At 74.3% G+C, this 10,705-nt stretch carries 10 protein-coding genes; 1 reads left to right on the top strand and 9 read right to left on the bottom strand.

Annotated features, from left to right (window positions below):
- The coding region (locus PSU4_RS31255; RefSeq protein ID WP_186816935.1) for a hypothetical protein at nt 1-220 on the top strand (220 nt) is incomplete at its 5' end.
- An 81-nt stretch (nt 221-301) separates the two neighbouring features.
- On the opposite strand, the gene mobF is transcribed toward PSU4_RS31255, so the two are convergent.
- From mobF to PSU4_RS13960, 9 genes are all read right to left on the bottom strand, one after another.
- On the bottom strand, nt 302-4,768 hold the full coding sequence (gene mobF / locus PSU4_RS14000; RefSeq protein WP_246115109.1) for a MobF family relaxase: 4,467 nt from the start codon (nt 4,766-4,768) through the stop codon (nt 302-304).
- Nucleotides 4,769-5,006: 238 nt separating this feature from the next.
- Nucleotides 5,007-5,930: a hypothetical protein gene (locus tag PSU4_RS13995; protein WP_147107685.1), complete on the bottom strand. Its 924-nt coding sequence runs from the start codon at nt 5,928-5,930 to the stop codon at nt 5,007-5,009.
- On the bottom strand, nt 5,927-6,319 hold the full coding sequence (locus PSU4_RS13990; RefSeq protein WP_246115108.1) for a hypothetical protein: 393 nt from the start codon (nt 6,317-6,319) through the stop codon (nt 5,927-5,929). Before PSU4_RS13990 ends, PSU4_RS13995 begins: the two co-directional genes overlap by 4 nt.
- Nucleotides 6,316-7,035 (bottom strand): hypothetical protein, encoded by a 720-nt coding sequence (locus PSU4_RS13985; RefSeq protein WP_246115107.1) that lies wholly within the window; start codon nt 7,033-7,035, stop codon nt 6,316-6,318. The genes PSU4_RS13990 and PSU4_RS13985 overlap by 4 nt, the downstream gene beginning before the upstream one ends.
- 97 nt (nt 7,036-7,132) lie before the next feature.
- Nucleotides 7,133-9,028, bottom strand: a complete 1,896-nt coding sequence (locus PSU4_RS13980) for a type IV secretory system conjugative DNA transfer family protein (RefSeq protein WP_147107682.1) — start codon at nt 9,026-9,028, stop codon at nt 7,133-7,135.
- Nucleotides 9,025-9,447, bottom strand: a complete 423-nt coding sequence (locus PSU4_RS13975) for a hypothetical protein (RefSeq protein ID WP_147107679.1) — start codon at nt 9,445-9,447, stop codon at nt 9,025-9,027. Before PSU4_RS13975 ends, PSU4_RS13980 begins: the two co-directional genes overlap by 4 nt.
- Nucleotides 9,447-10,013 carry a WhiB family transcriptional regulator gene (locus tag PSU4_RS33020; protein WP_147107676.1) on the bottom strand — a complete coding sequence of 189 codons (567 nt, stop codon included), beginning with the start codon at nt 10,011-10,013 and terminating at the stop codon, nt 9,447-9,449. Before PSU4_RS33020 ends, PSU4_RS13975 begins: the two co-directional genes overlap by 1 nt.
- Nucleotides 10,010-10,243: a hypothetical protein gene (locus PSU4_RS13965; protein WP_246115106.1), complete on the bottom strand. Its 234-nt coding sequence runs from the start codon at nt 10,241-10,243 to the stop codon at nt 10,010-10,012. Before PSU4_RS13965 ends, PSU4_RS33020 begins: the two co-directional genes overlap by 4 nt.
- Complete coding sequence (locus PSU4_RS13960) at nt 10,240-10,578, bottom strand: helix-turn-helix domain-containing protein (protein WP_147107673.1); 339 nt, start codon at nt 10,576-10,578, stop codon at nt 10,240-10,242. Before PSU4_RS13960 ends, PSU4_RS13965 begins: the two co-directional genes overlap by 4 nt.
- Between the last annotated feature and the right edge of the window lie 127 nt (nt 10,579-10,705).

The following is a 10,705-nucleotide window of genomic DNA, read 5'->3' as shown; positions in this document are numbered from 1 at the left end:
GGCGCAGGGGTGGGCGGAGCGGGTGGGCAGCGGCTACATCCGCCACTATGCGCACGGGGTGACGGCCGCGCTCGGCTGGCTGGTCGGTGAGACGCCGGATCCGAGGTTGATGGCCCCGATCCGCGACGGGAACGGCGAGCGCATTCCCGAGGCCGACCGGGAGGAGTACCGGGCCACGTTGTGGCGGCTGGCGCGCCCCGGGCAGTCGATCGCGGGCTGACCAGCACCCGGGCCGACCAGAACGGGCGCGCCGGACCTGAATGGCGGGTCCGGCCGCGCCCATGGTTGTGCAGGTTCCCACTCACGTTGGCGCGAGATCGTGCCCGCTGTCGTAGGTGTCCTCGGCGGTCCAGCCGGCGTTCCAGTTGTCGGCCTGGTCGTCGACAGCGTGATAGTCCGCCGCGTCGTCGGTGTGCCAGCGGGCGAGTTCGGCGGCCCGGCGCTCGTCTTCAGCCTGCTGGTCGGCCAGCTCGCGGGCCTGGATCTCGTGCAGGGACCGGGCCGCTCGGTCGAGCGCGGCGGTGACCTCGTCGGCGCTGGGCACCCGGACGGTGTCCTCGCCGGTCGGGCGGGATTCGCGGGCGGCGACCTCGCGCAGGTCCGCGACCGCGGTCTCGACCACGACCGTGTCCTCGCCCCGATCGCTGGTCACGTCGTCGATCGTCGCGGCGGTGTCGACGTCGCGGTCGGTCTCCGCGTCGGCCAGGTCGGCCTCGGTGATGTCGCGGTACGGGTCCTCGGCGGCCTCGGCGTCGCGGGCTGCGGCCAGCCACTCCTCCGCGGTGACCAGCTGTTCGGGTTCAGTGTCGGCGTGGCGGTCGGCGAGCAACAAGGTGGCCTCATCAGCGGCGGCACGGTTGCCGGCGGTGTGGGCCAGCCACCGGGCCCGGGCGTCGTCGAGTTCCTGCAGCTGCCCAGCCCGGGCGTCGAGTGTTTGCACCAGCGCGGCCGCGTCGGTGGCCTCCCGCTGCAGCCGCGCCCGCTCGGCGGGGTCGGCCGCGGAGCGGGCCTCGGCCTCCCGGAGGGTGGCGGTGCGGCGGTGGGCGTCGGCGGCTTGGTGGGTGGCGGCCAGTTCGTTGCCGACGTAGCGGGGCGCCCACATCTCGTCGCGGGCCGCGGAGCGGATCCGCATCCGCAGCTGCCCGTCCGAGAGCTCCGCCGCGTCCCGCCCGATCTCAGGTCGTCCGAGGGCCTGCCAGGCCGCGCGGAACGCGGCGTAGTGCTCGACCTGCCCGGGCTTCGGGGCCCGGCCCAGCACGTCGACATCGCTGGCACCGTCGGTGTGGCCGGCGAGTTCGCGGTGCGCGGCCACGGTGGCGACCGCAGCCTGCCACCGCACCCGCCCTTCGCTATCGCTGTCGTGGGGTGGTGGGCCGAACGCGGCGACCGCCCAGGCCGGCGGCTCGGCCAGCGCGGCCGCCCCCAGCGCGGTGGTGTGCTCGTCGACGACCCCGGCGAGCTGATCGACGTAGGTCTGCCACTGCGGATCATCGAGCTTCGGGACCCGGGCGGCCCAGGTGTCGGCGACCGGGTCCAGGCGCAACCCACTGTCAGTGATCCGGGTGTGGATGACGTTGGTGAGGTTGCGGGCGCCCTCGAGGGGCCGGCCTTCGATCGCCGCGGCGAGCACGGCGCGGGGGTCGTGGCCAGCCAGTTCGGTACGGCGCAGGATCCGGGTCAACGACGCGGCCCCGTCCTCGGCCGCGATCCGCACTCGATCGGCCCGGCTCAGGGCGCCGTCGGCGGTGAGCTGGTCGAGCCACCCGATGGTCCGCTCGGTCGCCGCCAGGTGGGCGGCGTCGGCCAGCAGCTCCACCGCCGCACGCAGGCTGTCGATCTCGGCGGCCGAGCTGGCGGCGGTGGCCAGCGCCGAGCGGGCCACGGTCTGGTCGTCGGGGTCGAGCAGCCCGGCCAGGACGGCGACGGGATGACGCTGCTGGGTCTGGTCGGGCCGCCCGTGGGCCGGATCCTCGACCGCGGTCGTGGTGGTGACGTGAGCGATGTTGGTTTCACGGCCGCGGGACAGGCCGACGTAGAGCGCAGCCGGCCCGGTCCGGCCGGTGACGACCGTATGACTGGTGTCCACCGTGGCGCCTTGGGCGGCGTGCACCGTCGAGGCGTAGCCGAGGGCGACGTGCTCGGCCACATAGTCGCCCGGGAGCACCATGGTCTCGCCGAGGAGTTCGCCGTCCGGGCCGCGACCGGCGATGGGGGCGACCTCGAGCCCGCCGTCGGGGCGGGTGGCAGTGACGCGGTAGGTCTCGCGGTTGAGCGGGCCACGCCGGTTGCCTTCCACCCCGGCCAGGTGCCACCCGTTGCGCCGGGCCTCGATCAGGTCCCCGACCCCGGCGTAGGTGCCCTGCAGCCCGAGCGGGACTCCGTCCTCAGCAACGCGTCCCAAGCGGACCAGTTCGGCGCGGAGCTGGGCGGACAGGCGGGCGGCTTGGTCGTTGGTGCCGACGATCAGGAGCGAGTGGCGGCCGGCGAGGGTGTCGGCCAGCCACGCCGTCGTGGCGGACTGCTCGGCCTGCTCGACGGTTCCCGCGTCGAGCAGGCGGCCGTGTTCGAAGTAGTCACGCAGGACCGACTCGTCGCCCGCACGCAGCCGCAGCGAGGCGGCGCGTTCCCAGTCCGCGGTGAATCGGCGGGCCTCGGCCAGCTCGTAGCGGGCCCCGGCATTGGCGAGCAGGTCCATGCCGCCGCCGGCGCCGACCGCGGCGAGCTGCTTGTGGTCCCCGACGAGCAGCATCTTCGCCCCCGCGGCGTCGACGTGACGGTGGATGGCGGCCAGCGCCGGGGTGTCGGTCATCGCGGACTCGTCGACGACCACCAGGTCCCCACCCTGCAGCGCCCACTCGGCATCGTCGGGCTGGGCCTGTCCCTCGGCAGGTGCGGTGGCGAGGCGGTCCTGGGTGGCCAGCCAGCGGGCCACGTTGCGCGCGGCCAGCCCCTCCCCGGCCAGGACGTCGGTGGCGACTTGGCTGGTGGCCAGCCCGAACACCCGCCCCGCCAGCTCGCCCTCGGCGTGTGGGGCGGTGGCCCAGCCGCGGGCGATCGCCCCGACCACGAAGGACTTCCCGGTCCCGGCCGGGCCGACCAGGGACTCGATCCGGGCGCCGGAGGTGAGTACCCCGCGGACCGCGGCGGCCTGGTCCACGCCCAGCTCGATCCCGGACTCGGCGACCTGGTCGAGGAACCGGCGAACTTGCTCCCGGGGCAGCGCTGCGGCGCCTCGGTCGGCGGTGGCCGCGACCAGGAACCGTTCGGTGCGGACCTGGTCGGGCGTGGCGTAGAGCTGCGCCCCGGGCTGTTGGTAGGCCGACTCGCCGTTGGCCAACCGCAACGTTGCGGGAAGCGCGTCAATGGCCGGGCGGGCGGCGTCGAGCGGGGTCGCGGCGCGCAGTGCCTGTGTGGTGAGGTCGTCGAGCAGTCGCCCGACGTCGCCGCCCTCGACCAGGCCTAAATGGTCGGGGAGTGCGGCGTTGATCGCCGCGGTGAGATCGGCGCGGGTCCATGCCGCCTTGCGGGACTGGACGTCGGCGAGCGCGGTCTCGATCACCGCCGTCGGTGACCACGCCTGCACCGCCGGACCGCCCTCGGCGCGGGCGGCCAGCGCGGCGTCGGCGACCCCGGCCAGCCCGCCGGCGATCTCGCCGCGGATCCGGGCGTCGATCCGGTCCAGGAGCTGGTCGCGGGTCTCCCCGGTGTGCGACTTCGCCCGCCGCGTTATCAACGTGGCGTGCTGCGAGAGCCGTTCACGCTCGTAGCTGGTCGGGGCACGCCCGTGGCGGGCCTCGAACCCCTCGATCAGCTCCGCGGCCTTCGCGGTGACCGCACGGCGGCGCGAGGAGATGAGAGCCATCGCCTCGGGGGCGACGCCGACGATCTCGCGGGCCTTGCCGTCCGGGCGGGTCGCGATCGGCAACCCGAGCGTGGCCGTGAGGCGTTCCTCGGTGGTGCGCTCGGCGACCGCGGCCCCGGCCGGGCGCCACCGGTGAAGGCTCCGCCCGTCCACGGTCCGCCACCCGCGGTCGGGGCCCTCGACCCGGTTGAGGATCGTGTTGTGGACGTGCAGCTGCGGGTCGTGGTCCCGGGAGTCGTGCTGGAAGAACGACGCCACCACCCAGTCATGGGCGTCGGCGTGCCGGCCGGCCGGGCCGCCGTGGTGACCGACACGGGTGTAGCCGGCGTGCTCGGCCATGTAGGCCAGGCCGGCGTTGTTGCCCGCCCAGATCGCCTCCTCCACCGCCTGGCGGAACTGCCCCCACGCCTCGGCCACTGCCTCGTCGCCGGCGGCGCGGGCCGCGGTCTCCTTGGCCTCGAACGCGGTGTGCAGCAGCGTCACCGACTTCTGCACGCTGAACGTCATGTCATAGAACGCGACATTCCGCCGGGCCGCCTTCCCCGCTTCTGTACGGAGTTCAACCCGCCGTTCAGCACTGGCGCTCGGCTCCCGTTCAACCGCCGCGGCGTACAACTCGTCCTCCGACTTGTACCGGCGGCCGGTCTGGCCGAGGGTGGGCAACTCCCCCCACTGGTTGGGGTCGGTGAACCCCTCGGCCCGGGGGTCGAGAAACCGCTCGTAGACCGCGCGCATGTCCTGCGCCTCCACCAGCCCCCGCAACCCCAGCCGCTCCGCCCCCGCACCCCACCAGCGGCCCGGAGGCTCCCCCTCGGCCACCGCGCCGGTGTAGTAGTTCTCCCGCCCCGTCGCGACCTGCTTGAGCAGATAGTCCGGGCTGTAGCCGTTGGAGATCCTCAACACCACGACCACCCCCCACCCTGCTGGGAACCGGCACTCTCAAGATCAACAAAGCGAGGCTGCGTCCGCGGACGGCCGGAGGCCGGCCCGCACCCTCGGATCGTGATGCAAAGGTGTGATGGCTTCGTTCTTGTTGGTCTTGTGTCTGTTTCGGTGGTTTTGTCGGTGTCGGTGATGGGCTGCTGAGTGGTGCGGTGCGTGGTCGTGTCGTGCTCGGTGATCGGGTTCTGGCATTTGGTGGCGGTCATGGCTGGGGCTCCTCGTGGTCGTCGGTCTCGGTGTTCGTGGTGGCCGTTGTGGCGGTGATTCGCGCCGGGGCGGGCGGCCCGGGGCGCTCGCGCAGGGTCTTGAGGACGGTGGCGGCGGTGCCGCGGGAGACCCTGGCGGCGGCTTCGAGTTCCGAGACGGTCGGGAGGCCTCCGGTGTCGGCGGTGAGCCGGGCGGCGGCGGCCTGGGCGCGCTCGCGCGCCGGGGCCTCCCCGGCCCGCGCAGCGGGCCGTTCAACCGCCTTGGGCGACGGCTTGACCGCCGGGGTATCCGCAGCGGGAGCCGGTCGGGGTTGAACACCCGCGGGGAGGACGGGCAGCGGCGCGGTTAGGGCATCGGCTTGAACACTGGCGCCGGTGAACGCCGCGGCCTGAACACCCGCCGTTGAACGTGCCGCAGTGGGCGCGTCACTGAACGGCTCGGCAGGCGTCGGGTCGCATCGGCCCGGCTCGGCGTCGGGGCTGTGGGTGCCTGCGGCGAGCAGGTGCAGCAGGTGCGCGGCCAGCGCGGCGGCGACCGCAGGCCAGGCCCCGATCCCGAACCGCAGCGCCCCCGGCACGTCGAGCCCGGCCACCGCACCCGCAGCACCCATACCGGTCCCGACCGGGTCACTGGCCAGAAACACCGCCTGCGCCAGCCCGGACAGCCCGGCCGCCACGACGACGACCGCCCAGGCGTAGCGGCGCGCGGACCCGGTCAGCCGGGCGGTGGCGGTGTAGGCGACCACGGCCAGGCCGTCGGTGATCAGCGGGTAGATCCACGCGATTCCGGCCGGGACCCGGGCGGCGGCGGCGACCTCGTAGAGGCCGTGCGCGGTCGCCGCGGCCGCACCGAGTGCGACGACCAGCCCGGGCAGCCACAGCACCACCGACGCCCGCCGGGCTCCGGCCGGGCCGGTCATCGGGCACCGGCCGCCTGGTCGGCCCGGCGGATCTGCTCGCGCTGCAGCATCCGGGTGGCCACTGCGCGGGCGTCGATGGCCTCGGCGATGGCCTCGGCTGCCTGCTTGCGCGCTAGCTGGTTGGACAGCCGGACGGTGGCGATCTCGGCGGCCAGCCGGGCGGCGATCACCGTGGGGTCGCGCTCGACCAGAGCGCCGAGGACGAACACCGCCACCGCCGCCAACCGCGCCGGCACCTCCGCGGCGGCCCAGTCCGGGGTGCCGAGCAGCGGGATCTCCATCTCGCCGGCCGCGGTGATCCATGGCCACAAGGCCGTCTCGACGGCGTCGACGTCGCGCTCGACCCACCAGCACGGTCGACCGGGCTCCTCGGGAACGGGGGTGGTCACGATCGGTCTCCATCTGTGACGTCGGGGTTGGCGGGTTCGGGCGCCGCCTGGTCGCGGCCGACGCCCCACCACCCGGCGATCACCGACAACTCGGCGACCGCGGCGACGGTCGGCGCGCCGGTGGGCAGTGGTGGACGCCCGGGGCGGGTCTGGTGGTTCTCCCGCGAGCACGACCCGGCGCTCTGGCGGATCCGGCGGACCACGCCGGGGCGTTGGCGGTCGTGCCAGTCCCCCGCCAACGCCACCGACGCCGCCGGGCCCTGGTAGGCGGCCGACCAGGCGTGCATCAGCCACACCAGCTCCTCGACCACGTCGGGGTGCCAGCACCAGCAGTCAGGCAGCCCGGTCGCGGCGTCGGGGTAGCGCAGGTAGACGACCGCCATCCAGCCGGCCAGCCCGTCGAGCAGGCCTGCGGTCTCGACCTCGTCGGTGGGGGCGAGGAGCCAGGTGGGGGCGGGGCCGGCGTGCTTGCGGGAGGCGATCGAGGCGACGGTCTCGGCCAGCCCGGCCAGCAGCGCGGCCAGCTCCTCCACCCGGTCGGGCACGGGAGTGAGGGGGTCGAGGTCGCGGCGTAGCCCGTCGACCAGCCGGGCCAGCCCGGCCACCGGCCCGGCCCACGCCTGCTCCACGGTTGGCGGCGTGGACTTCGCCGTGTCAGAAGGGCCGGTGGGACGGCTCCCGGGCGGGGTCTCGTGGTTGTTGTTGGGGTTGGTCATCGCGTGCTCCCCTTGATCTGGGCAGGCCGGACCAGGCCCGGCCGCGCGGGGCGGGCCTGGCCGGCAGTGAGAGGGCAGTCGGGTGCGGGTGGCGGGGTCAGCCGGTGGGCCGGTGGCCGTCCGCGTCGTCGTCGGTGTCGGGTGCCGCAGAGTCGATGACGACCAGCCGCGGCGGGGCCGGCCACTCGTCGACGCGCTCGATCTCGGCCACCACCGGGCCGGCCGTCAGCACCGCCCGGGCCGGCCGGACCGGGCGACGGCGTCCGAGCCGGCGGGCCGTGCGCGCCGGGAGCTCCCGGCACCAGGCGGCCAGCCGCTCGTAGCGCTCGACCAGCTCCGGGTGGTCGGCGGCGAACGCGGCCCGGCGGACGTCACGGCGTTGCCAGAGCATCTGGGCCCGCCCGATCACCGGGGCGATCCCTCGCCGGATCACTAACACCCGCCCGACCGGGAGGTTCGCGATCTGCGCCGGGGACAACACCGCCGTCTTGCGCGACGTCCGCGCGGTCGTGCGCCCGATCGGGTCGACCGTGTCGGCAGGCTCGTCGCGGTCCCCGGTCAGGGTGGACCAGAACTGGAGATCGTCGCGGTCGCGGGTGCCACCGAACACCATCACCGCACCCGCGTTGTTCAGGATCGTCGCCGCATCGTGCTGGCCGTAGCGGGCCAGGAGCTGGGCGCGGGACTGGAACGCGGCCACGATGTTCACCCCACGCCCACCCATGTCCGCCGTCCACGACTCCAACGGCACGGGGCAGATCAGCGCGGCCTCATCCAGCGCCAGCCGCAGCGGCGGATCCAGCCGCCCGCCCGGCCGGGTCGCCGCGATCCGGCGGGCCTGCCGGGCCACGTGCCCGGTCAGCGCGCACACCAGCGGGGCGACCTGGGCCTCGTCCCCACCGACCAGGAACACCGTCCCGTTGCCCGCGATCAACTCCGCGACGTTGAGCGGGCGGGCACAGCCGGGCTGCTCGGTCAGGCCGGCCGCGACGCAGGCCGCCGGGGAGGTGAGCCACCCGAGCGCGGGCATGATCGTTGAGGTGATCGACGACCGGGTCCGGTCGTTGGTGGTCAGGAACTGGCCCAGGTCCAGCTCGAACGCCGGTTCCGGGCTCCGCCGCAACAACACCGTGACGTCCTTGGCGGCCTTGCCGGGGTCAGCCAACCACCCGAGCACGTCACGCATGCTGCGGTCGCCCAGGGCGGCGGCGTGCAGCAGCGCGGCCAGCACGCGGCGGCCTTGGGCGTCCCAGAACTCCCGATCCCCCGACCCGCCGGCCCGGGTGGTCGCGGCGAGCATGTCCGTGGCCCGCTCCCCCGCCGTCACCGGATCCACGCACCCGTCGACCGGGTTGAACGTCACCGTCGACGCGAGGTCGCCCAGGCCGACCGCGTTGAACACCAACACCGGCCCCCGCGCAGCGCGGCGGGCCGCGGTCAGGGCGTGCAGATCCGTCCGCGTCGAGGTCACCAGGACCGCGCCGGGAGCGTCGAGGATCTGCCCGGCCAACCACCCCGACTTGCCAGTCCGGGGCCCACCGAAGATCAGCGTGACGTCCTCGACCGAGGACCACACCCACACCAGCCCGGCTCGGCACAACCGCACCGCCACCTCGACCACCGGCAGCCGCGCCCGATCACGCCAGCCCAGCCCGGCCAGCGACGGCCGCACCGAACCGGACCGGCGGCGCATCGCCACACTGCCCGCGTGCCGGGTGATGTCCAGGGTCGAGGCCACGCCAGCTTTACGCCGTGACCGCGCACCCCACCGGGTCACCGTCGCGGCCGAGCGCGACCACCGGTGCCAGCCCACCAGCGCGGCCACCGCGCCGGCCACGAGCAGCAGCGGCAGCCCGACCGCGGTGAGCAGCGCCCACAGCGGCAGGAGGGCGACCAGGCCGAACACCCCGGCCAGCACCTTCGCCCCACGCTTCACGGTCACGATCGCAGCCACGATCGGGGCGGCGACGAGCACCACCGACCAGACGTTCATCGGGGCACCCCCGCACGGCCGGGCGCGATCGCGGCGGGCTGGTCGTCGAGGCCGATGTGGCTGATCCGCGACCAGAACGTGTGCGCCGACCGCGCCGCGTGCCGTGCTCGCGCGGCCAGCTCGTGCAGATCCAGCGCCGCGGCATCGAGCCGCTCGCGTGGATCCACCACCTGGGAGTCGTCACAGACCGGGCGCCCGTCGGCGTAGTGGGCGACCTGCCAGGCCAGCACCTCGGCCAGCCCGGCCACCGCGGCCAGGGTGTCGGTCAGGTCCCCGGCGAGGGCGTAGAAGTCGCGGTGATCGGCCGACGCCAAGCGCTGGGCGTGCCCGGCCGCCCGCCAGGCCTTCGCGCCGGCCTCGGCCCGCTCGACTGCCTCCGGGCGCGCGTTGCGGCCGTGGTGAATCGTGGTGGTGTTCATTAGAGTTCAGGTCCTTCCAGTGCTCGGTTGCCTGCCAGGGCGTGTGGTGCTGCGAAGATCCGGAGGGGAGTACCGGCTGCAACCGGGCTCCCCTCCCCCGTACTCGGGGTCGAGGACATCGACGTGTTGGTGATGTGTGCGCGGCGGGCCTCGGCCCGCCACCGGTGGGCCGTGCCCGACGAGACCCTGAACCGGCGCGCCAGCTCCGCCGGACCCATCCCGGCCGCGGCCGCCGCCCGGCCCGCAGCGGCGCGTTCGCGCTGGCACCCGCTGGCCGGCATCAACTCCGCCAACCCGGCCGCGGGGTCGCCGCGGCCGACCGCCGTGCGCATCGCCCGCCGCTCGGCGGCCGTCAGTCCCCCGGCGACCCCGTCGGGCAGGGCGTCGAGGGCGTAGTCCAGGCACCGGGCCCGGACCGGGCACCCCGCGCAGATCCGCTTGGCCGCTGCCACCTGGGCCTCGAACACCGCTCCCCGCTCGGCGGTCGGGAAGAACAGCTCCGGGTCCACCTGCCCGCACAGCGCGTCGGCGCGCCAGTCCCGGGCGATCTCGTGCGCGGCGGTCATCCCACAGCCGCCGAACCCGCCGGGGCTTCGTGGGTCAGCACCGGGGTCGTCGAGTGATCCACCGTGGACAGAAACGACGACACTGCATCCGGCAGGCCCTGCCCGGCTGGGGTGGCCACGAACAACACCAACGCCACCAGTGAGAACACCACCGCACCCGCCGCTACCCGCGCCTTCGCACAGATCACCGCACCCACGATCGCGAACACGATCAACACCCCGACGCTCACGCGGCACCTCCGGCGAGCTTGAAACCCTGCGTGGTGCTCGCCAACTCGTCGGCGCCGCCGCTCACGGCGCCGTCTAGCAGCTGCTCGATTGCCTTGGCTGCGATGACGTAACGGCCATTCCGTCCGCTGAGCCGCATGCGAACCACCGGGAACGCCTCGGCCTGGATCAGCCGGTACAGGTACTCCTGCGAGATGCTCAGGAGCGCCGCCGCCTCGGAGACTGTGTACGTCGGGGCACCTTCCGCTCGCTTGCGGATCGCGCGGTCCAACGCGGCCGACCGCATCGCCGATCGGACATCTGGCCTTCCTTGGATCTGGTCGTTGTCGCTGCTCACGCTGTCCGTCCTCTCCTCAGCTGCTCACTGTTGCTCATAGTGCACTCTGCCTCATAGCGCGTCAAGTGTTCCTCCGCGTGAGGTCTCACGGCATGCTGTGAGGCGACGAACGGCCGTGCGCCTGCGC

This window comes from Pseudonocardia sulfidoxydans NBRC 16205 (assembly GCF_007989085.1).
In the GTDB taxonomy this organism is placed as follows: domain Bacteria; phylum Actinomycetota; class Actinomycetes; order Mycobacteriales; family Pseudonocardiaceae; genus Pseudonocardia; species Pseudonocardia sulfidoxydans.
This window is presented reverse-complemented; position numbering and strand designations above follow the sequence as displayed.